General features: G+C 45.1%; 15 protein-coding genes. 8 read left to right on the top strand and 7 right to left on the bottom strand.

Annotated elements, in window-relative coordinates:
• Positions 1–193: 193 nt before the first annotated feature.
• From rne to ACXAER_RS16950, 5 genes are all read left to right on the top strand, one after another.
• Positions 194–3,592 carry a ribonuclease E gene (rne, locus tag ACXAER_RS16970; RefSeq protein WP_474831258.1) on the top strand — a complete coding sequence of 1,133 codons (3,399 nt, stop codon included), beginning with the start codon at positions 194–196 and terminating at the stop codon, positions 3,590–3,592.
• Positions 3,593–3,696: 104 nt separating this feature from the next.
• The gene (locus tag ACXAER_RS16965; RefSeq protein ID WP_474831257.1) at positions 3,697–4,830 is read left to right on the top strand and encodes a phosphotransferase; all 1,134 of its coding nucleotides are present in this window, start codon (positions 3,697–3,699) and stop codon (positions 4,828–4,830) included.
• A gap of 158 nt (positions 4,831–4,988) precedes the next feature.
• Entirely contained in the window at positions 4,989–6,572 is a 1,584-nt protein-coding gene (locus ACXAER_RS16960; RefSeq protein ID WP_474831287.1) for a sensor histidine kinase, read from the top strand.
• A 21-nt stretch (positions 6,573–6,593) separates the two neighbouring features.
• On the top strand, positions 6,594–7,271 hold the full coding sequence (locus tag ACXAER_RS16955) for a response regulator transcription factor (protein ID WP_474831256.1): 678 nt from the start codon (positions 6,594–6,596) through the stop codon (positions 7,269–7,271).
• 81 nt (positions 7,272–7,352) lie between these two features.
• Complete coding sequence (locus ACXAER_RS16950; RefSeq protein ID WP_474831255.1) at positions 7,353–8,180, top strand: haloacid dehalogenase type II; 828 nt, start codon at positions 7,353–7,355, stop codon at positions 8,178–8,180.
• Between the two features lie 144 nt (positions 8,181–8,324).
• On the opposite strand, the gene ACXAER_RS16945 is transcribed toward ACXAER_RS16950, so the two are convergent.
• Positions 8,325–8,789, bottom strand: a complete 465-nt coding sequence (locus ACXAER_RS16945; RefSeq protein ID WP_474831254.1) for a GNAT family N-acetyltransferase — start codon at positions 8,787–8,789, stop codon at positions 8,325–8,327.
• 335 nt (positions 8,790–9,124) lie between these two features.
• Here ACXAER_RS16945 and ACXAER_RS16940 point away from each other — a divergent pair, with 335 nt between their 5' ends.
• A complete protein-coding gene (locus ACXAER_RS16940; protein WP_474831253.1) occupies positions 9,125–11,449 on the top strand; it encodes an FdhF/YdeP family oxidoreductase in 2,325 nt (774 codons plus the stop codon).
• A gap of 60 nt (positions 11,450–11,509) precedes the next feature.
• Here ACXAER_RS16940 and fdhD read toward each other — a convergent pair whose 3' ends face one another.
• The 5 genes from fdhD to topA form a co-directional block, all read right to left on the bottom strand.
• Positions 11,510–12,289: a formate dehydrogenase accessory sulfurtransferase FdhD gene (gene fdhD, locus ACXAER_RS16935; protein ID WP_474831252.1), complete on the bottom strand. Its 780-nt coding sequence runs from the start codon at positions 12,287–12,289 to the stop codon at positions 11,510–11,512.
• Positions 12,279–12,917, bottom strand: coding sequence for a molybdenum cofactor guanylyltransferase (locus ACXAER_RS16930; protein WP_474831251.1), 639 nt, complete (start codon positions 12,915–12,917; stop codon positions 12,279–12,281). The genes fdhD and ACXAER_RS16930 overlap by 11 nt, the downstream gene beginning before the upstream one ends.
• 340 nt (positions 12,918–13,257) lie before the next feature.
• The gene (locus ACXAER_RS16925; RefSeq protein WP_474831250.1) at positions 13,258–14,061 is read right to left on the bottom strand and encodes a leishmanolysin-related zinc metalloendopeptidase; all 804 of its coding nucleotides are present in this window, start codon (positions 14,059–14,061) and stop codon (positions 13,258–13,260) included.
• A 362-nt stretch (positions 14,062–14,423) separates the two neighbouring features.
• Entirely contained in the window at positions 14,424–14,975 is a 552-nt protein-coding gene (locus ACXAER_RS16920) for a DUF2058 domain-containing protein (protein ID WP_474831249.1), read from the bottom strand.
• 137 nt (positions 14,976–15,112) lie between these two features.
• A complete protein-coding gene (topA, locus tag ACXAER_RS16915) occupies positions 15,113–17,773 on the bottom strand; it encodes a type I DNA topoisomerase (RefSeq protein ID WP_474831248.1) in 2,661 nt (886 codons plus the stop codon).
• 395 nt (positions 17,774–18,168) lie between these two features.
• Here topA and astB point away from each other — a divergent pair, with 395 nt between their 5' ends.
• Entirely contained in the window at positions 18,169–19,509 is a 1,341-nt protein-coding gene (astB, locus tag ACXAER_RS16910; protein WP_474831247.1) for an N-succinylarginine dihydrolase, read from the top strand.
• 344 nt (positions 19,510–19,853) lie between these two features.
• On the opposite strand, the gene ACXAER_RS16905 is transcribed toward astB, so the two are convergent.
• On the bottom strand, positions 19,854–22,430 hold the full coding sequence (locus tag ACXAER_RS16905; RefSeq protein ID WP_474831246.1) for a beta strand repeat-containing protein: 2,577 nt from the start codon (positions 22,428–22,430) through the stop codon (positions 19,854–19,856).
• A 114-nt stretch (positions 22,431–22,544) separates the two neighbouring features.
• On the opposite strand from ACXAER_RS16905, the gene ACXAER_RS16900 reads away from it, so the two are divergent.
• Positions 22,545–23,891, top strand: coding sequence for a dicarboxylate/amino acid:cation symporter (locus ACXAER_RS16900; protein WP_474831245.1), 1,347 nt, complete (start codon positions 22,545–22,547; stop codon positions 23,889–23,891).
• Positions 23,892–24,047 lie beyond the last annotated feature (156 nt).

The following is a 24,047-nucleotide window of genomic DNA, read 5'->3' as shown; positions in this document are numbered from 1 at the left end:
TTGTCTGAAAATAAGACACAAGTGAAAACAGTTAAAATTAAGCGCTAAAAACGGTGCTAACATGGCCAACCACCAGGGATAATGCGACGCAACAACAAGGTCCCCGTCCAGCCGTGAGGTTGCGCGGTGAGGGTTTGCACATGTCACTTTAATTTTGTGTCTTAACGGCTGTACTAAAACAGAGTTAGATACAATGAAAAGAATGTTAATTAATGCAACTCAGCAAGAAGAGTTGCGCGTTGCCCTTGTTGATGGGCAACGGTTGTACGATTTAGATATTGAAAGCCCAGGGCACGAACAGAAAAAAGCGAATATTTACAAAGGTAAAATTACCCGCGTTGAACCAAGCTTAGAAGCCGCTTTTGTCGACTACGGCGCAGAGCGTCACGGTTTCCTCCCTCTAAAAGAAATTGCCCGCACTTATTTCCCTAAAGGTTACAAATTCGAAGGCCGTCCAAATATCAAAGATGTGATTAAGGAAGGCCAAGAAGTTATTATTCAAATCGACAAAGAAGAGCGTGGCCAAAAAGGCGCGGCTTTAACTACGTTCCTATCGCTTGCAGGTAGCTATTTGGTGCTAATGCCGAATAACCCACGCGCTGGCGGCATCTCTCGTCGTATTGAAGGCGACGAACGTACTGAGCTTAAAGAATCACTAAGCAAATTAGATCTTCCTGAAGGTATGGGCCTAATTGTGCGTACTGCCGGTGTAGGTAAGTCGTACGAAGAATTAGAGTGGGATTTAAAAGTTCTGCTTAAACACTGGGAAGCGATTTCAGAGGTATCTGAAGAGCGCGAAGCTCCTTTCTTAATTCACCAAGAAAGTAACGTTATCGTGCGTGCTATTCGTGACTATCTACGTCGCGATATCGGCGAAATCCTTATCGATAAAACCAGCATTTACGAGCAAGCGCTGCAGCACATCCAGCTAGTGCGCCCTGACTTTGCGAATCGTGTAAAGCTTTATCGCGGTGAAGTACCATTATTTAGCCATTACCAAATCGAAAGCCAAATTGAGTCTGCGTTCCAACGCGAAGTGCGTTTACCGTCTGGCGGCTCAATTGTTATCGACCCTACTGAAGCACTAACCTCTATTGATATCAACTCTGCCCGCGCAACCAAGGGTGGTGATATTGAAGAGACTGCACTTAATACTAACTTAGAAGCGGCAGACGAGATTGCTCGTCAGTTACGTCTTCGCGATTTAGGTGGTTTGGTAGTTATTGACTTCATCGACATGACGCCAGTACGTCACCAACGTGAAGTTGAAAACCGCATGAAAGACGCGGTAAGAAGCGACAGAGCACGAGTACAATTGGGTCGCATTTCTCGCTTTGGTCTTTTGGAAATGTCTCGCCAGCGTTTACGCCCTTCTCTAGGTGAATCAGCGCACCACGTGTGTCCACGATGCTCTGGTCACGGCACTATTCGCGGAACCGAATCTTTAGCACTGTCTATTCTTCGTATTTTGGAAGAAGAAAGCATCAAAGAAAACACAGGGCAAATTGAAGCACAGTTGCCTGTTCCAGTTGCGACCTATCTACTTAACGAAAAGCGTAAGTCAATTCAGCTTCTTGAAAAGCGTCACGGCGTAGATTTACTACTTATTCCTAATGCAAACTTGGATACACCTCATTACCAGGTGTTGCGTCGACGTCCAGACGACGTTGTATCTGAAGCGAGCTACGACGTAGAGCTAATGCCTGCAGTAGAAGCTGAAACAGAAACGACGACCGCTGCACCCGTCAAACGCGAAGAACCAGCACTTAAAGGGCTTGTTGCGCCTACGGCTGCTCCTGTTGTGGCGCCGAAAGAAGAGCCGGCAAAGAAAGCTGACGATGTGCCTTCACTGTTTGCACGCTTTGGCAAATGGATCAGCGACTTATTTGGTAGCGAAAGCGAAGAAGAGACCAATAAAGACAAGAAAGCACAGTCTGGTAACCAAAATAGAAACAACCGCAGTCGCAATAATGATGACCGCCGTCGTAAGCCGCGCAATAAAAACAATCGCCGTGGCAGCCAGTCTAAAGGGCGAGACCAAGACAAAGATCAAAACCGCGATAGTGACCAGAAAGATAATCGCAAACCGCGCGGCGATCAACGAAAAGACCAGCGTCAAGAACAACGGTCAGACCAAGACGATAAGCGTAATAACAAAGGCCGTAAGCCGCGTAAAGCGCAACAGCATCGCGATGAACAGCAAAAGCCTAAGCACGAAAAGCAAGATGGCGAGCAGCAAGAAAACCAAGCGCAGAAGAAGCGTGAAGTGGCTGAGCGCAGAAAACGTCGTGACAAGCGCCGTAGCGTTCGTGTGAAGAAAGATGATGCTGTAAATTCTGCAGAACAAAATGACGCTCAAACAGCCTCTGCGCCGAAAGAAGCACAGGTACAGCAGAAGCCTAAAGCTGATGCAAAACCTAAGTCGTCTAAAGTAGAGAAAGCACAGGCGCCAGCTGAAAGTAATGTTGAGTCTAAGCAGAACGCTAATAAACCAGCGCCGCAAGCGGAACAGCAAGTAGCTGAAAAATCTGTAGACGCAAAGCCAGTAGCGGCTCAATCGGATGCGGCTAAGGTTGATAGTCAAACTTCAGTAGCTAATGACCCTGTTGAAGCGACTACTGATGCGAGCAGTGAAGCCAATAGTGAAGAACAAGGTCAAAAACGTGAAGGCCGTGGCCGTTCACGCCGCTCTCCTCGTCACGTTCGTGCCGCAGGTCAACGTCGTAAGAAAGAGTCGCAGCAAGTTGACGATACAGACACGCAAGCTAAACAGCCTGGTGAACTGTCACCACAGCAGCCAGAAGCAGAAGTTGAAGCAACAGCTAATACAGATGCGCCTGTTGTTGAAGAAACGCAAGCACAGGAGCCTGGTCAACTAGCGCCAGCAGACGAACAGCCTGTTTCTAACCAAGGCCAGCAAGAAAAAGCCAAGCTTGATGTTGAAGCCGTTCAGGACGAACTTCAGTTTGATGCGGAGCCTTCAGCGGGTAATGAGCCTTCAGCGGGTAATGAAGCTTCAGCTGAAAATAAACCTTCAGAAGATAAGCCTTCTACGACTGTAGAAACTGCAGCAGAAGATAACGCTACCACTGAAGCTGAGCAGTTCAAAGCAACTCAAAACACTGAACAATCAAGTGAATCTGAAGAATCCGTGTCGGAAGCAGACGCTGAATCTTCAGTTGAGACTGCTGATACTGACAGTTCAAGCGCAGCGCCAGAAGCTAAAGATGAATCAGCATCCCCAGAACAAGTTGAAATTAACTTGGCAGATGCGCCATCAGAGCCTGAAGCGAAAGCATCTGAGGCGCCGGCCAAAGAGCAACGTACTGTAAGGGCAGCTTCAGCTGTAAATAGTCTAGCTGCTAGCGGTAAAGGTAAGCGTGGTGCATCTCACCCTATGGCGTTGCCAGCGCAAGTGAACGATACCTTTGTTGATGTGGCGCTTACTGCAAAAGCTGACGATACACGACCTGCACTAGCAGTATCGGGTAAAACTGCGGCCATGTCGTACGCCAACTCGAGAGCATCAGCAACTACAACACTTCCTCAATCAGTAAGTGACGTTGCTGAAGCGCCAGCAGTGGCTGAATAAATCTCAGTTGCTAGTGGTTGACTAGCCCATGAATAAAAGCCGCTTTCGAGCGGCTTTTTTGTTTGTTAGTGTACTTTTGAAATCTAGTTCGAATTGAGAATGAAATGTCAGACACGGTAGACCAGCAATATATAGATTGGTTAAGCCAAGTGTGTAATGCAAGAGTATTAAATACGCAACTAATCCAGCCTCTTTGGAGTGGCTACGGTGCCTGCTTTCGTGCCACACTAAGCTATTCTAGTGACGACACCGCAAAAGCCAGTAAAAATGTTAGCGCTACTTGTAGAGATGAAATCCAGCACGTACAAGATAGCTCAACTACCCAACACAAAGCCAACAACCAACCAGTTACTAAGGTTGTAGTAAAATGCGCCACACCGCCAAACACCCTTTCACACCCCAAAGGTTGGAACGGCAAGGCAAGCCATAACCGAAAGTGCCAATCTTTTGCGGTAGAGAACTGTTTTTATAGCCTTGTTCAAAAGCAAACTGATGCCTGCTTTCCAACAGCTAAATACATAGCTCACAGCCAGCAGGGCGAAGCCTCCCTTCTGGTTATGGAAGATTTAGCGCACGCTGGCTACTCAAGTACAGCCTCTTCACTTACCCCAGCGCGATGCGAAACCGTTCTCAAATGGTTAGCTCACTTTCACGCGCGCTTTCTTAATGTAAGAAGTGAATTTGAAAACCGAAATATACAGCTGTGGAGCGAGGGCACTTATTGGCACTTAGCTACACGTGAAGATGAGTTTCAAGCCATGCCAGAGGGTCTGTTAAAACAAAACGCCCTGGCCATTTCTAGAACTTTAGATAGTGCTAACTATCAAACGTTAGTACATGGCGATGCTAAAGTGGCTAACTTCTGTTTTACTGAAGATTTTTCCGCCTGTGCCGCCGTCGACTTTCAGTATGTCGGTTTTGGTGTCGGCATAAAAGATGTGGCTTACTTTTTGGGAAGCGCATTACCCACTGAAACCCATATATCCCATCGGGACGCTTTACTTAATACGTATTTCCTTGCACTAGAAGGCGCACTACAAGCTCGCTCGTCAAACCATGATACCCCTTTTTATTTCAAAAACAGTGATATTGAGCACGTCATTGCCGAATGGAAAAAGCTGTACCCTTTTGCCTGCGCTGACTTTTATCGGTTTTTATCTGGTTGGAGCCCCGAGCACTGGAAAATAGATACTGAGCTTAAGTACCAAACTAATATCGCCTTAGCCGCCTTAAAGTAAAAAGATTAAAGCACAGCCCTGAATACAAAATCACGTAAGTACTAAACCCGCAATGCTCGTAAGAATTCACACGGCTGCTCGCCTTTAAAACCAAATAAAACTGCACCATTACATAAAATTTAGCGTATATAGTGGCAAACAAATACAATGTCGTTGCCATGTACAAACGCAAACTTTATCTTTTTGGGTTGTTATCTACATTTATCTTGTTAATAGCGTTGGCCAGTGCTGCTGTCTCGGCACATTTAACCCGTACTAATCTAACCCAAGCGCAGCTTGCTCAATCACTTTTGTCAGAACACCAACAGTTATCAAGCATTTCCTACCGACTTTTCAAACAGCTAACCGATGAGCTTATTTTTGGAAAGAATGCGAACCAAGCGAAAGTACGCAATAAGCAACAACAAATAGAAAACTCGTTGAACCGTATAAAATCTCTGGAACTTGCCCAACGCGAAGATCTAGGGCTTGAGGCAACGCTAGGAAGTGTTGAAGATACTGCTGAACTTGAAGCGCTTATTCAAGGCATTGTGGAAGAGTTTAGAGCTATTGCGCTAAGTAACGACAGCACCCCACTTAATCAACAGCAGCGCCTTCAAACATTACTAGAAGTAACTATCGACAACCAATTTAGGGAGGCCATCAACTCTGCGGTAAATCGCCAGACAGGTGTGGTATCGCGTATTAATGCTAGCATTGAAACACTTAACACCAGCATTGTATGGTTTACGATTAGTTTGGGTCTTATCACCTGCCCCTTCATTTTGCTGGGTTGCTACTGGCTATTCAATGCCCTTTATCAACCCCTTACAGTCATCCGCACCGGTACAGACGCCATTGCTTCAGGAAATTACCAATATCGGTTGCCTGAAACGCTAGACAGCGAATTCACTGACTTGGTCAAAGCACTTAACTCTATGATTGCGCGTTTACAAGAACACGAAGATCAGGCTGACGCCCATCGCAAGCACCTAGAATTTGAAGTGGAGAGCCGCACTCGTGCGCTAAAAGAGGCGAATGACAAGCTAACCAAGCAAGATGCCAAGCGCCGACAATTTATGGCCGATGTTAGCCACGAATTGCGCACACCGCTAACCATTATTCGCGGCGAAGCACAGGTCACTCTTAGGCAAGCTGCAGCTAGCAATGAAATATACAAAGAGACGCTAGAAACCATTCTCGAGCAGGCCGTCAACTTAAGTAAATTAGTCGATGATTTACTGCTACTCGCACGGGCCGAGATGCACGAATTCACGGTGGATTTGGTTAAATCGGACTTACACAGCCTGCTTACTCAAAACATGCCATCGTGGCAAAAACTTACAAAGCCCAGAAAACTAGATATTAAATGGCTTGCTAAAGAAAAAGCGCAAGTGCTTATAGACAGTGACAGAATTTCGCAGGCACTGACCATTCTTATTGAAAACGCACACAAATACTCCTATCCAGATACGCCCATTTCGCTGCGTGTTGAAAGCGAAGACCAGAATATCAATGTATCAGTCATTGATAGCGGTGAAGGCATTTCTTCAAGTGATTTGCAGCACGTGTTTGAACGCTTCGTTAGGTTAAAACGCAAAGGCAATGGAATGGGGTTAGGTTTGTCTATCGCAAAAGCCATAGCAGAAGCGCACCACGGCGCACTAACTGCCCACTCTACGCTAGGCAAAGGCTCTCAGTTCACGTTGACACTGCCTGTGATAGAAGAACAAGCGATTCATTCAGATAATATTCAACAATAAATAATTAAGGTCATACTAACAATGAAGATTCTTATTGCTGATGACGAAGCCCCCTTACTACGCTTTTTATCGCGAGGCTTGAGTGCGGAAGGCTTTGAGTGTGTCGAAGAGTCGGCATTGCACAACTTAGTTACGCGCATTCGACACGAGTCCCCAGACATTATCGTACTCGATCGCATGTTTGGCGACGAAGATAGCGTAGAGCTGTTGCCCGCCATTAAATCTCTCCCTCATGCTCCTATGGTTTTGCTACTTACAGCAGTAGATGAGGTACGGGAGCGCGTGAATGGTTTAAAACAAGGCGCAGACGATTATCTATGTAAGCCTTTTGACTTTGACGAACTGCTAGCGCGTATAACGGCCTTAAGCCGAAGAGTGACCAACACGCCTGTTACTCAATCAGGCTTAACCGTCGGACCGTTAAACATCGATGATGAATCTCGCATTGCGACACTGTCAGGAGAAGAAATTACACTCACTAAACTAGAATACGACATGCTCTATTATTTTGCGGAAAATACTGAAAAAGTCCTTTCTCGAGAACGTATATTAAGTCGAGTATGGAGAAGCCACAGCGACCCACTTACCAATGTTGTTGATGTATACATTAGTAGGCTGCGTCAAAAGCTCCAAAGCTGTGATTTATTATTTATTGAAACCTTGCGCGGAAATGGATATCGATTAACCACTAGAAAATAGCCATTTCGTCTCATTAGCTATTGCATTCATATATTATCCCATCTAACTTGAACACTCGTTCAAAATTTAAAAAGGATAATTATGGCTCTCTTACCTTCTTCACTACTCTTAAGGCTATGTTGCGCAACCGCTGTAGGCATTAGTCTATTATCATCACCTGTTTTCGCTCAGACAGACGCCAGAGATGCAGCGCAGCCTGATAAGAACACGGCAATGTCTGCACGCGAATTGCGAGCACCAAAGGTTATCTTTTTCGATGTTAATGAGACCTTGCTCGACCTTACCGCCATGCGCAGTTCGGTGGGTGAAGCATTAGGAGGTCGAGATGATTTGTTACCGCTTTGGTTCTCTACCATGCTGCATCATTCGCTGGTCGACTCAACCACTGGTCGCTTCCATACCTTTGGAGAGATTGGCGTTGCCTCACTATTGATGGTCGCTGAAATTGAAGGTATTGAATTAACTAAAGAGCAGGCTAAAACGGCAATCGTTACGCCTTTGCGAAGCCTTCCTCCACACCCAGACGTACGTGATGGCTTGCAGGCGTTAAAAGACAAGGGCTATAAACTGGTAAGCCTTACCAATTCCTCTAATAAAGGCGTGTATACCCAGTTTAAAAATGCAGACCTACTGTCTTACTTCGATGAGCGACTTAGCGTTGAAGATATTAATTTGTACAAGCCAGATACACGCACTTATGAGTGGGCGATTGAAAAAATGGGCATAGCAGCAGAAGACGCTATGTTAGTTGCGGCTCACGGTTGGGATATTGCTGGGGCTAAACAGGCTGGCTGGCAAGCTGCGTTTATCGCTCGACCGGGCAAAGTGCTCTACCCTTTGGCTCTATCGCCTGACACTGTAGTGAGCGGACTAGATGAGCTGGTATCCCGTTTACCGGATGCAAAATAAGCGTTCGGGTCGATGGTATCAAGGTGTACACAAAAGCACAGCTTATCGGTTAGCACGCATAAGGGACTTGGCTTAATGCTCAGGCTAAACGCCTGAGCCAAAGCTAAAGCTTATGCCAACCGATTTTTCGAGCTAGGCACAGGGCTACGCTTGTGCCGTCCCTAGTCTCTTCATATCTATATGAGGGATGCCATCTTCCAAGTACATGGTCGATGTGGCTTCAAAACCAAAACTCTCATAAAAGCGTTTTAAATACTCTTGCGCACCAATTTCAATATCACTCCCAGGCCACAGCGACTCACAGTGTTTGATGGCTTCGCACATGAGGGCTTTTCCCGCTCCTTTCCCCCGAAAAGCTTCACTGGTCGCCACACGGCCTATGCTTACCGATGGATAACTGACGCCTTCACCAAGTAATCGTGCACACGCCACAAGATTATTATTTTCAAAACCCATTAGGTGATGGGTTTGTGGGTGGCGGTCTTTCTCATCAAGTTCCGGATAGGGGCAGTTTTGTTCAACAACAAAAACATTGACTCGTAGCTTAAGCAAGTCGAAGAGTTGGTGATTCGTAAGTTCATTAAATGTAAGTGATTGCCAAGAAACCATGTTGTCCCAATGAGTTTTTATTATTAACGTTTAAGTAGCGCGCTATTACTGGTGCTGTAAAAACCTAAAAGTAAAAGGCTACAACTCGTTACCTACTTGCGAGTGTAACGCATAGCGTTTTACTCACAAAGCTCAAGCTCTTACTTTACCTTAAGAATATAACGGTCGTAGCACCTTTCCTGTAAAGACTGGCGACTGGAAATAAGCGTTTAATTGATGAACCCTATAATTTAGTCGGCGTATTTAATTGGAACACAATTTAAAAATAGTTAAGGTGCTTTGCTACTAGGTATTATATACATGAGCAAACACCCGCGCGGGCACAGGGGCAAAATATGAGTGATAAGCGCAACATCAAAACTTACGACAAGCCCGCTGGCGGATGGGGTGCGCTAAAAAGCGTGACTAAAAATTGGATCCAAAGTGAGAAGCCGCTTAAAAATTTACGGGCGATGCTTAAAACCAATCAGGATAAGGGTTTTGACTGCCTGGGCTGTGCTTGGGGTGAGTCACCTGAAAGCGGATTAGTGAAGTTTTGTGAAAACGGTGCTAAAGCGGTGAATTGGGAGTCTACGGGCCGCTATGTCGACCCAGCGTTTTTTTCAAACCATTCAGTAAGTTTGCTAAAGAAGCACACTGACTATTGGTTAGAATCACAAGGTAGACTCACACACCCAATGCGCTTCAATGCTCAAACTGATCATTATGAACCTATATCATGGGACGATGCCTTTGCACTTATCGCTAAACATTTAAATGCTCTGAGCTCACCACATCAAGCCGAATTTTATACCTCTGGACGGGCAAGTAACGAAGCCGCTTACCTATATCAACTCTTTGTACGCGCGTTTGGTACTAACAACTTTCCCGATTGCTCAAATATGTGTCATGAAGCCTCGGGACAAGGTATGAAGCCCACCATTGGTGTAGGTAAAGGCACGGTTACGTTCAACGATTTTGAAAAAGCGGATACTATATTTGTTATCGGGCAAAACCCGGGCACTAACCACCCTCGCATGCTAGAGCCGCTGCGCGACGCTGTTCGCAGAGGTGCACAAGTTGTATGTTTAAATCCGCTAAAAGAGCGCGGGTTAGAAAAGTTCCAGCATCCTCAGCACCCTATCGAGATGCTGACCAATGGTTCAACTCCCACAAATACCGCCTATTTTAGGCCTGCCCTTGGTGGTGACATGGCGGTTATGCGCGGCATCGCTAAATGGCTTTTGACCTGGGAATATGAAGCTAAAGCGAACAATGCTGCGCCCGTATTCGACCACGACTTTATCAATGCACATACCAACGGCATGGATGATTATCTGAGAACCGTTGAAGCGACGAGCTGGGAGCATATTGAAGCACAAAGCGGTTTATCAAAAGACGACATCCGTCACGCGGCCACCATGTACAAACGTGGAGAACGGGTAATTATGTGCTGGGCTATGGGAATTACACAGCACAAGCACTCTGTTGCTACGGTCCAGGAAATAGTGAACGTCCAGCTATTACGAGGAAACGTCGGCAAGCCTGGCGCAGGACTATCGCCTGTTAGAGGCCATAGTAATGTACAGGGTGATAGAACGGTGGGTATTAACGAAGCGCCGCCTAAAGCGCTGCTCGATGCGTTAGAAAGCAAGTTTAACTTCGCAGTCCCCCGAGAACAGGGTCACAATACCATTCAAGCTATTCAAGCTATGGAGCGCGGCGAGGCTAAAGTTTTTATAGGCTTGGGCGGCAATTTTGCGCAGGCAACACCGGATACACCGCGTACACACGCTGCATTATCAAAATGTGATTTAACGGTACATATCGCTACCAAACTAAACCGTTCTCACCTGACTACAGGTAGAGACGCGCTTATTTTACCTTGCTTGGGACGTACTGAAATTGACATGCAGTCTAGAGGACAACAAGGCGTGACCGTAGAAGATACGTTTTCAATGGTCCATATTTCTTATGGTCAGCTTCCGCCAAGCTCGCCGGAACTTCGTTCTGAACCCGCCATCATTGCCGGTATTGCAAAAGCGACACTGGGCAACACACCAGTAGACTGGGATGAGCTAATTAGCGATTACGATAACATTCGTGAACTGATTGCAGATACCATAGACGGCTTTAAAGACTTTAATACCAAACTTGCGCAGCCCGGCGGCTTCCATCTAGGCAACGCAGCTAGCGAAAGGCACTGGTTAACACCTTCAGGCAAGGCCGAATTTGCTGCTAACGATCTGCCAGATTCACTGTTAAATGCCGACCTAGTTGCTCAAGGTGAAAAGCCTGACCTTATTTTGCAAACGCTGCGTTCTCACGATCAGTACAACACAACTATCTATGGTATGGATGACCGCTACAGAAACGTGTTTGGCGCGCGGGACGTACTGTTTATTAATGAAAGTGATATTAAGATACTGGGTTTTAAAGATGGCGATAAGGTCGACATTACCTCGTTGTGGAACGACGGCAAAACACGCCAAGTTAAACAGTTTATGTTGGTGGCTTACGACATACCGCAAGGTCAAGCCGCAGCATATTACCCCGAAACCAATCCGTTAGTACCACTAGAAAGCTACGGTGATGGCACGTTCACACCAACATCGAAATTTATCGCGATCAAACTTTCAAAGTCAGAGTCGGATGGACGAATAGCTGTTTCTTCAGTCTGAGCTTATCCAATTTGGCCCCGGTTACGGGGCTATTTAATAGCTCTTTAGCCTTACGCCTTTCTAAAGTTGTGGTGAATAAGCCCTTGGTGGATCGTATTTAGGCACGTGGATAAGGGTAACACCATAGCGGTTAGCCCACTTAACTGATAATGCCGTTGGTGCTGAAAGGGTTACAAGTAAAGGTAATTTTGCTCTTATCGCTTTTTGTACTAGTTCTACGCTACAGCGACTGGTTAGCACTACAAGGCAATCCTTCTGATAAAGTTTATTAGCCGCAATGGCACCAATTAACTTATCAAAAGCGTTATGCCTTCCTATATCTTCACGACACGCCAGTACATTGCGCTTCGCATCAATATAAAGCGCGCCGTGTACTGCACCGCTCTGCTGGGCTATCGCTTGAGCGTTACTTATAAGGCTACGCAAGCCTTCAAACCAGCTCACATCGGGTAAAGGCGATACATCAATAGACGTTAATCGTGGCAAGGCGTTGTCTAATGCCTCAACACCGCATAGTCCACAGCCCGATGCTCCTGCCAATTGCCGTTTATTTTCCTTAAGCTTCCAAAACGCCTGATTGGCAATTTCAACTTCAGCATTGATATGCTCTTTGTGGTGCGTCAGTTCAATACCGTAAAGCTGGCGGGGATGTTCGATAATGTCGCTACTCAAACTGAAGCCCATAATAAAATCTTCAATGTCGTCAGGGGTTATCAGCATTACGGCATAATTAATACCGTTGTAACTAATGCTTAAAGCGACTTCTTCAGCAAGAGCAAACTTTTGAGTATAGGGTGCAGCACCTAAAACCAATGCGTGTTGTTCAATGTTACTTTTCATTAGGCCAATCACCGGGAGAATTCACGTTCAGCCACTGTGCGTCATCTACACTGGTCATACCTTCGAGACGCTTTTTGTTATTCCCTACATCTTTAAAAGCTGTGCTTTTAAGATCAGTTTCTTTAAGAGAAACAGCGCTAATAGTTTCTAAAAATCCGACAACGCGTCTTTTTCTTTGCTCAACCAAATAGCGGGTTAAAATGGCGTTGGTGTTCCTCGCAACAGGTAAATAAAAAGGTAAAAAGCGGTTTTCAACATAACATGCCTGTTGTGTTTCTCGCCCTCGCGAAACTAACATACTTAAAAGCTCTGGCGTCATCTGTGGCATATCAACAGGGAGAACAAGTAGTTCACAATGATTGCCATTGTGAATCTCAGATTTAGAGAGTACATTTAGTGCAGCATGAATTCCGCTAAGCGGACCGGCATCCTCAATTTTATCATTCAAAAAACCTGGCACGTTACGGCTAACTATCACTTCATCGCACTTCGCTTCCTGTAAAAGTAACGAAGCATTGTCAACGAGGGTTCGACCCTGATAACGCATAAGCGCTTTATCTTGCCCCATTCTGCGCGATTTGCCACCTGCAAGGACTAAACCGATGAGCGTCGTTTTCACTTTACCCACTACATAAATCTCCAATGCTTAAAATCTTCTCATTAACTTTTTAAAAACTCAAAGTATTGTTTGGCAATGGAAGAACTGAGCTCGCCTTTCCTCATGCAGACCTGAGCGATATAGAGGTGTATCGAATTACATAATTTGGCCACTTTACTGCAGTGTTGTGTTTCTCCTAATCTAAGCAGAAACCAGAGTTGGAAAATATCCAGAAATCTATACCTTCATCACAATAAGTAGGTTTTATCGTGATTCTACCAATGGAGTACAGAACTTGTAAGTACACTGAACGCATGATTTTAAGCACTAGCACGTCCATGTGGCTAAAATCACATCGGAGACAATGCTTTTAAGCGATATGTACCGGTTTTTTTTGGCGTCGACTAACAACAAGTCCAATGGAAAATACGAACAGCCATACTGTTGCGGCTTCATCAACTGCATGAGTAACAGTAGTCAAATAACCAATATCAGCAAACGACGCTACAGTGGTATCGCTTAACGTAATTGGATAGGGCCCTAAATAGCCGGTCATTAAGTCCGATGAGCCACCAGGCCAAGGCTCGTCCCAATGACTATTGGCAGTACCATCTCCACCGCCGAGTTCTACTGGAATAAATTCAGTATCTTCCACAAATTCTTGACGGTATATTTCTAATGCATATTCCCCCGTATATCGTCCCGAATTCATGACATAATTAGACTGGCTCCCCGATCTAATAAAGTCGGTGGTCCATAAGATTCCAAATCCGATAGCGTGAGCCATCTCGTGTACAATAACATCGAAAAGTGTGCCGTCATTTTCTATGATATTTAGATCTGCCGTATCGAACTGCATGCGGCCTCTATTTGCATAAACAAACGCACTATCGGAAAATTGTATGATACTTGTTGGGCCAGCGCTGGCTATTATGGTTCCAACCCCATCAATCGACGTTCCACTAGCGTCTATAACAATAGTATGATTGAACGCGCTTTGAACACCTATCAAATAGGATTCCCAAAATGCTACCGCACCATCAAATGCACTGGATTGAGAAGGCGTAAGGCCACCAAGATTATTAATAGAGATATTGAATAGCCCTGCATGTGAAGGCAATGAAATACATAATGATACTGCGACACCTAAAACCAGCTTCGGTAAACCTTTCATGGCTTCCCTCCAGAATTGAGAAACAGCATGCTATGCTAATAATTATTGACAGCGTTACTTATGTGCTTTAATAACTATAGACTAGAAATTCGAGGTGCAATGCTTTTTTAACAATTTATGCGAAGCGGCATAGATAAGAACGTTTAAAATAAGAACCCTATAAAATATTCATTTTAAAACATGTATTTAGAGAATCCTTAGTATTAATAATGATTTTAATCTCACTTACTATGAATACATTTAACTAAAATTTGGCTATTGGAAATAGGTATCTGAAACGCGGATTACTTTAGATAAAAACAAGAAAAACCTACTCACCACACAGTTCACCTAAAGGCAAAAAAGTGGTGAGTTTTGGAGGATTACCAGGTTAAATCGTCTGGGATTTCGTAGTCGGCATACCAGTCGTCTTCATCTTCGTCTTTTCCATCGCTACCACTTTTATCTAAATCGGCGCGATATATAATTGAAGATTCATCACGCTGAGCAATCTTGTCAGCAACCGGCGTTGGAACGAGCTCGTAAGCATCGTCAAGTAATACTACTGTCAAACGACCTTTCGTCACTTGCCTGTGCATTTCTTCACTCACATACATGCGCTTTACCACGTTATCGTGAGTAAAATTGAGTAAAGCTTCACCCTTGCGCGGCTGTTTATTAACGTTAATAAGCTGCCTTACTTGAGCCGCAATCGAACGTTTTTCACGTTCTTCCTGCTGCAATTGGTTAAGCTCACGTGAGCGGGCTTTTTTCTCTTCCGCCGCTTTCTGAGCTGCTAACGTCGCCTCGTCTACCACTGGCTGTTTTTGCTTATTTTTCTGTTTTTGCTTTTTGCGTTTATCAGCGCGTGCTTGTTTTGCCGTCGCTTTATCAGCCAACCCTGCTTTCAAAAGTTGATCTTGTAAAGAGGCCATAATTCACTCTCTATTAATGTAGTAATAAACCTTGCATGAAGCGAGTTGCAAGTCTTCATTGTGTGTCTTAAAACGTAATAAGCCCGAATAAATCCGGGCTTATTGCTTAGGCTTCAAAGTATTATATTAACTTTGAATTACTTTTTCTTGGCTTTTGACTTTGCCGCAGGCTTTTTCGCTGCTTGCTCCTGCCATTTACCGTTGTCGTACCATGCCGACCATCCGGTTGCTTTTCCGCTGTCGTTTTCAGACATCACATACTGCTGTTTGGTCTTTCTGCTGTAGCGAACTATTGCAGGGTTACCGTCAGGGTCCGTTTTTGGCGCATCAGCAAGGTAATAGAACTTCGGCGAAATTCTATCTCTAAAGCGTGCAAGTTCTTCGACTTTCGGAGCACGAGTCTCACGAGATTTAGGGAAGTTATGCGCTGCCAAGAAGATACCTGAAGCACCGTCACGCAGCATGAAATGCGCATCCGACTTTTCACACGGAAGCTCTGGTAAATCGACCGGATCTTCTTTTGGCGGCGCAGCTTCGCCATTTCTCAGTAACTTACGAGTATTTTTACATTCTTCGTTAGTACAACCGAAGTATTTACCAAATCGACCGTTTTTAAGCTCCATATCGCTACCGCATTTATCGCATTCGATAATGGGGCCATCATAGCCTTTAATTTTGAATGTGCCTGTCTCTACCAATGTGCCATCACACGTTGGCGTATTACCACACACATGAAGTTTACGGGTTTCATCGACCAGATAACTGTCCATCGCCGTGCCACACTTAGGACAACGCTTTTTAGAGCGAAGCGCTTCTGTTTCAAGCTCTTCTTCATCGTCCACTTTCACGACTTCATCACCAGGCGTTAAATTCATGGTGTTAGTGCAGCGCTCTTTGGGCGGTAAATTATAACCTGAACAGCCCAAGAATACGCCAGTAGACGCGGTTCTCACGTTCATTTCGCGGCCGCATTTGTCGCATTCAATGCCCGCAGGTATTGCCTGATTTAAGCGCATACCGCCCTCTTCAGGGTCTTTTTCGGCGGTTAGCAGTTTTCCATAGAAGTCACTATAGAACTCATTAAGAACATCTTTCCAATCTTTATTGCCTTCAGCAATATCATCAAGATGTTGCTCCATGTTAGCCGTGAAGTCATAGCTCATGAGATCGTCGAAGTTTTCCATCAGGCGATCGTTTACTATCTCTCCCATTTTCTCGGCGTAAAAACGTTTGTTTTCTAAACGCACATAGCCGCGATCTTGTATGGTTGAAATGATGCTAGCATACGTAGAAGGACGACCAATGCCGCGTTTTTCAAGCTCTTTTACCAAAGACGCTTCATTGAATCGCGCCACAGGCTTAGTGAAGTGTTGCTTAGGATCAAGGGCTTTTAAGTCAAGCACATCGCCTTTCTGAACATCCGGCAACATAAGCTCTTCGTCGCCTTTTTTGCGAAGCTGTGGCTGCACGCGCGTCCAACCGTCAAACTTAAGTACACGGCCTTTTGCTGTAAGTTCGTAGTCTCCTGCCGCCACTTTAATCGTAGTTGCATCGTACTTAGCCGGTGTCATTTGACACGCTAAGAACTGGCGCCAAATAAGCTCATAAAGACGTTGTGCATCGCGCTCCATATCCCCTAAACTCGCCGCACTAATGCTCACATTTGAAGGACGAATCGCTTCGTGCGCTTCTTGTGCGCCTTCTTTGCTCCCATAGCGAATTGGCGAATCTGGTAGGTATTTTCCACCAAAATTATCTGAGATATATGCTCGCGCGCTGTCTACTGCCTCTTGACTCAAATTGGTCGAGTCAGTACGCATATAGGTGATGTAACCCGCTTCATAAAGACGCTGAGCCATCATCATGGTTTTCTTTACACCAAAGCCCAACCGCGTGCTCGCTGCTTGTTGCAGCGTAGAGGTAATAAATGGCGCGGAAGGGCGACTTTGCGTTGGCTTCGACTCGCGGCTTTCTACCGTGTAATTAGCGCCTTCTAGGTCAGCGAGAGCCTTATCTGTTTCGGCCTTGTTTTTAGGCTTAAACGCATTACCTTGGTGCTTGGCAACCAACATACGAAGCGCTGCTTTTTGCTGGCTGGTCAAGTCTGCGTGAACGTCCCAAAACTCTTCTGGTACGAAGGCTTTTATCTCTCGTTCGCGCTCAACAACGAGCCTAACCGCTACCGACTGAACACGCCCTGCAGAAAGGCCTCGAGCAATCTTTTTCCACAGAAGTGGCGATACCATAAAGCCTACAACACGGTCTAGGAATCGGCGTGCCTGTTGCGCATTAACTCGAGATATATTTAGCTCACCCGGGTCTGAAAACGCGTCTTGTATCGCGTTTTTGGTAATTTCGTTAAAAACGACCCGCTGATAAGTCTTATCTTTTTTGCCTAATAATTCTTGTAAGTGCCAAGCAATCGCCTCTCCCTCGCGGTCCAAATCCGTTGCGAGATAGATAGTGTCGGCGTCTTTTGCGAGCTTTTTAAGTTCGTTGACTACCTTTTCTTTGCCCTGCAGCACCTGATAGTGAGCCTTCCAGTCTTTTTCTGGATCAACGCCCATTCTGTCTACAAGTTTTAAGTATTCGTGACGACGAAGATATTCTTGACGCTCTTCTTCGCCTAAAGTTTTGAGTTCTTTAGCCGGTTTTTTAGGCTCTACTTTGCCTAACGCCTTCGTTGGAAGATCTCGCACGTGGCCAACCGAACTTTTTACGATAAAATCTTTGCCAAGATATTTATTTATCGTTTTTGCTTTGGCTGGTGACTCGACTATGACCAGTGATTTTGCCATATAATTGAACTAAACCTATTGATTTTTAATGACTATTTACGTCAAATTCTGAAATTTGGAGCAACCTTGCACTATATATAGGGTGCTCGCTCTTTTTTAACATATATCTACAAAGTGAATGGAAAACAAGATCTTCTTCATACTTATTCTTCCTACCGCTCTAAACGCGCACAAAAACTGTACAATAAATAAACAGTGCGATTGGCATCGGTCTTAAAAGCCGTATAATGCCAGCCATTCCAACCTGAACTAACAACGAGCTCAGGTTTAAAGAAGTGCTGCGTTTGCCCCTGTACAAAAGCGAAAGCGCTACAACTGCAATTAATTTAGTCGCAGAATCTTTAAGAACTTAGCATATGGGGTCAACAGCAAAAACTACAAGAATGAGGGAAAGTATGAAGCAGTTTGAAGTTAATTTTGATGGTCTTGTTGGGCCTACCCATAACTATGCCGGTTTGTCGTTTGGTAACGTCGCTTCCCTAAACAACGCTAATGCAAAGAGCAGTCCTAGACAAGCTGCTAAGCAAGGCCTTGCTAAGGCAAAAGCGCTGGCCGATATGGGAATGGTTCAAGGTGTGTTAGCTCCGCAAGAACGCCCTGATATCGCTGCGCTTCGTCGCCTAGGTTTTACTGGTTCCGATGCTCGTGTGCTAGAAAGCGCTGCAAAGCAGTCTCGCGAGATTTTCTTAGCGTGTTGCTCTGCCAGTAGCATGTGGACTGCAAATGCCGCCACTGTGTCTCCTAGCGCCGATACTGCTGATGGTCGCGTTCACTTTACGCCAGCAAACTTAACAAACAAGTTTCATCGCTCATTAGAGCCTCAAGTTACGGGCAACATTCTGCGCGGCACGTTCGCCAATGAAAAGCACTTTGCTCATCACCAACATTTGCCAGACAACGAGCATTTTGGTGATGAAGGCGCAGCCAACCACACGCGACTTTGCAGTAACTATGGCCAGGCTGGCATAGAGTTATTTGTTTATGGCCGCCATGCATTTGATACCAGCAAACCGGCGCCGAAAAAATATCCGGCTCGCCAAACCTTAGAAGCCTGCCAAGCCGTCGCGCGTTTGCATGGCCTTGACGAGGATGGTGTGGTTTACATGCAGCAAAACCCTGACGTTATCGACCAAGGCGTATTCCACAACGACGTAATCGCGGTAGGTAACCAGAATGTACTGTTCTTCCACGAGCAAGCGTTTTACCACAAAGACGCAGGATTTAAAGAGCTTCAAGCTAAATTTGGTAGCGAGCCGCTTCATTTTATCGAAGTGCCTACTGCTGAAGTGTCTGTTCAAGACGCAGTAAAAACCTACTTGTTCAATACGCAAATCATAACCCTTCCAAGCGGCGATATGACCATTATCGCGCCAACTGAGTGCCAAGAAAACGAAGCCGTTAAACGTTATTTAGACAAGCTGGTAACTCTGGGTACGCCAATTAAGTCGGTCAATTATTTTGATGTTAAGCAAAGCATGCGTAATGGCGGCGGCCCGGCGTGTCTTCGTTTGCGTGTTGCCATGAACGACCAAGAGCTTGAAGCAGTAAATCAAAATACGCTAATTAACGAAACTCAATTTGCCCGCTTAAATACTTGGGTCGATAAGCACTATCGTGATGAATTAAGTGAAGATGATCTGCGCGACCCGCAGTTGCTAATTGAATCTCGTACAGCACTAGATGAGCTTACACAAATTCTGAAGCTTGGTTCGGTTTATCCTTTCCAAATGGGTTAGTGATTCATACCAATCCGCATAGATAAGCGCCCACTCAGAAGGCGTTGGCAAGTTTCCTAGCGAAGCGTGGAATGCAGGAATGTGTCCCATTTCAAATTCGCAGAATGAAACTAGGAAGCTTGCCAGACCTTCCCGAAGGACGAGTGTTTAAAATGTCCTTAGTCTTTGTTGTGTCACCTTGATGTATAACCACTATACCTGCGGTAACACGCCGCGATTACTAAAATTTTAACTCTCGCTGAGTGCGTAATTATCTATGCGGACTGGTATTACGTGCAAACGGTATACTCTTCAACACAAAACAAAGCCGGCATATAGCCGGCTTTTTTAGTGTTAAACACTTATTAAGGTGTAACTTCTGTACATTGGTCTGTGACACCAAAAGGGTTCGCCGGCGGAGAAGCACCTTCATCGGTCAAATCGTCTGCTGAAATACCTAGGGTATAGTTCATAGATGCTTTCGCTTCAGTTCCCGTTGACTGGCCATTAACAGATATTACCGCGTCATACCAAACCGCATAACTTCTTGGGTAACGGTATTCTAGCTCTGCAAAACCGTTTTCATCGGTAACTGCATTACCTCCTGCAAACGAAATTGTACCAACAAGTCCTGGCGTCAACATTCCATCTTTGTTAGTGTCTTCATCTTTTGGCGTTGTATCTAAGAAGCCATTGTCATTGTCGTCTTCAGATCTACATTCCTGATTGACAATGGGAACCCATTGGCTTTCAAGATCATCGTAAACCCAGAAGCCAGTTCTATATTGTCCGTCGTCAACAAACTTAACCGGCGTAACCGACGCGGTTAAATTTACACCGCTAACAGGTTGACCCACTGAGTCAGACACAAAAACACCAAAGCGCTTAAGATAAAACGTTGTATTCGGCTCTTCAATTTCATTACCAGTACCAATTGAAATATCAAATGCGCGGGCTCCAACCGTTAGCACTACTTCATCTTCAATATCAGAGTCATCTGCCACAAAAGCAGTGATAACAACCGCGTCTTGTGTTGAAACAGACCCTGAAGTGAATACTGTTGTTGCAATACCTTTGCTGTCAGTGGTCGCTTGAGAAGGAGATACAAAGCCGGTTGATACGTCTGAAACCGTAAAATTCACCACACTATTTTTGACAAGGTTACCATCCACATCTCTTACTACAGCACTGATTGTACTTGTCTGGCCATCTGGTCCTAACAAGTCCTTAGATGCATCGGCAATTAACGTATCTGGTGTAGTAGCAATAAACTCAATTTGAGTAAGTGCAGATACCAATACTTCACCACTATCATCAGTGGCCGTAGCCGTAATTGAAGAGATACCAGCACTGTTTGAGCTAATAGATATTGTAGCTCGGCCATCAGCATCGGTTACAGCATCGGTTACAACATCTGTATCGCCTGCAAGCGTTCCTCTTGAAGCACTAAAGGTTACTTCTTCGCCCACTACAGGTGCATTGTCTTGTCGCCACTGAACAGTAATAGGTTGAGACTGCCCTACTGGGATTTCCTCTGCAGGTAAATTAACAAAGTTAAATTCGTCTTGTTGAACTTGTACCGTAAATTCTGAGCTAACGTTTAACGCAGAGGCGGTGATCGTATCGCTTCCTGAAGTAGAAGAAGTGTAAGTGACCGTTGCTTGGCCCGCAGGACCTGTATTCACTGTGTCTACAACTTGGCCATCGACTGTCAGTGTGCCAAGCGCTGCACTTAAAGTAATATCAGTGTTTTCAATTGAATTACCATCTGAGTCTTGAACGCGAATGTTATACTCTACACTGTCGTTCAAGATAACCGATGACGCTCCGTTTATCGTGACTTCTGTACCAGTAACAGTAATGGCAATATTTTGCGAAAGGCTGCCCGCCCCTGCTGTTACTGTGATAGTACGCTCAGAAGCATCGTTTCTAGAGGTAAGGATAGCGCGAGCTGTTCCGTCTGCGGCTGTTTCAGGTTGGATTAGCTGGATTTCCACACCATCGCCTGTCGCCGCCGAGAAGCTTACTTCAACACCTTCCATCAACACGCTTTGTTCGTTTTTTACCAGTGCAATAAGCTCTACATCATCTGTACCGCTTGACGCTAGTTGGATGCTATTTGCGAAAAGCTCAAGAGACGCTGGCTCTTCACTCACCGTGGCACTGCCTTCAGAACTAAAGGTTGTTGAGTCTGTAACGCCGCTAGGTAAAGTCGCTGTCACTTCGCCATCGCCAGAAGCACTACCTACTGACATACCTATTGTAGCTATCCCTTCAGCATTAGTTAGTGCAGTAGCAGTGTCGTTAGAAAAGGTGGCAAGGTCATCGTTACTTAATGAAAAAGTAAGTAGGAGGTCTGCCTGAGGTTCGCCCAATGAATTCGTTACTGTCGCCACTGCCGTTAAAGCATTACTAGAAGAAAGACTATTATCGGCCTCGCCACTATTATTTACCAACGAAAGCGAAACACTTACAGTTGAAGGATCTGTACCACTTACTGCAGTAGCCGAAAATGTGGTAGTTCCCGTCTCGCCACTTGAAAGCGCAGCAGTAATTTCACCATCACCCGACGCTGTGCTTGCATTTAAACGAAGTCTGGCTACACCGTCTGAGTCAGTGCGCGCAGTCCCCGTGTCGTTTCCAAACTCTGCTAGCTCATCATTGCTCAGTGTAAATGTTAAAAGCGCATCTGAATGAGGGTTACCATCTTCATCTGTTACCGTCGCCACAGCAAACAAGCTGTTGCTTTCTGATAGATTGTTGTCGCTTTCACCGCTCTCATTCTCTAAAGATACAGCTATTGAGTAGGTAGATGTAGTTGTTCCGCCGTCTCCGCTTCCATTATCCGTGTTATCCCGAGAGACTGAAGAGCCGCCTCCACCACATGCTGTTAGTATAATAATCGTGCTAATTAGGCTTAGCATTCTCGCTAATGTCGACATAATTCGTTCCTGAACCTCTTTTATTGACAATTGCGTCGTTTTTTATGTTTAAAAATCAACTGAATCTGGCACACTACCATAGATTAAAAATATAAAAATGCACAGGAAACTTTGATGTCTTCATCTGCACATAAATATAGTTTAACCGCTCGGATCTTTATCGGTATGGCTACCGGTATATTAACTGGCGTTATTCTCCAACTATTGTTCGATGATAGCGGAGATTTTACTTTTTCAATATTCGGTTTAGAGCTTTCAACGTATAACATTCTTGTTGAAGGTATATTTTCCACTCTCGGTCAAATATTCATCGCCAGCTTAAAAATGCTAGTGGTCCCCCTTGTTTTTGTTTCCCTTATTTGTGGAACCAGCACCTTGTCAGACCCAAGCAAACTGGGGAGATTAGGTGCAAAGTCTGTAGGATTATATATTGTCACAACAGCAATTGCTATAACACTAGCTATGAGTATTGCTTTGATAGTAGCGCCGGGAGACGGGCTAAATTTAACAACTGAAACAGCGTTTCAAGCGAAAGAAGCACCTAGCCTGTCAGACGTTATTGTTAACATGTTTCCTAGCAACCCCATAAACTCTATGGCGCAGGGAAATATGCTTCAAATTATTGTTTTTGCTGTACTCTTTGGTATAGCAATGGCAATGACGGGTGACGCGGGCAAGCGCCTTACCGCTATTTTTGAAGACATCAATACAGTTATCATGCGCCTTGTTACTATTATCATGAACTTAGCGCCTTACGGCGTGTTCGTGTTAATGGCAAAGCTCTTCTCCACAATAGGTGGCGATACCATATTAAGCTTAGCCAAATACTTCTTCCTGGTATTTGGCGTTCTGATTCTTCACGGTCTTGTTACCTACTCTGTTTTACTCAAAGTTTTGGCGGGCTTGAACCCGGTCATATTGTTGAAAAAAATGCGTGATGCTGCACTTTTCGCTTTTAGTACGTCGAGCAGCAGCGCTACTCTTCCGGTCACTATGGAAACCGCTAAAAACAAATTGGGTGTGGGTAATTCAGTTTCTTCATTCACTCTGCCTTTGGGCGCAACAATTAACATGGACGGTACCGCCATCATGCAAGGTGTAGCGACGGTATTCATTGCTCAGGTGTACGCCGTCGATTTAAGCCTAAGCGACTATATGATGGTAGTACTTACCGCCACGCTTGCTTCTATCGGAACCGCTGGTGTACCTGGTGTTGGCCTTATTATGTTGGCGATGGTCTTACAGCAGGTGAACTTACCCGTTGAAGGTATTGCGCTTATTATCGGCGTAGACAGATTGCTTGATATGACCCGTACCGCAGTTAATATTACCGGTGACTGCATGGTGTCATGCGTTGTTGCTAAGAGTGAGGGCGCATTAGATGAGAGTGTTTACAACGACCCTAAAGCTGGTTTGAAACAAGAAGATGTAGATTTCGAGCACTTCAAAAAGAACAGTTAGCAAGGGTTTGGAGCCCACTTGGTGGGCTCTACACTTAACGTAAGTGGCGTACAAGAACAGCCGTTAAATACAGAGAAGGCCAGCATAATTTGCTGGCCTTCTTATTAATTAACGTTGTGTTGTTGGGCCAGTGAACATTAGTCGCAGATCTATGAA

The sequence above is a fragment of the Alteromonas sp. AWJ4_199 genome (assembly GCF_056159165.1).
The sequence above is the reverse complement of the archived record's forward strand: the minus strand, read 5'-3'. Positions and strand labels throughout refer to the sequence as shown.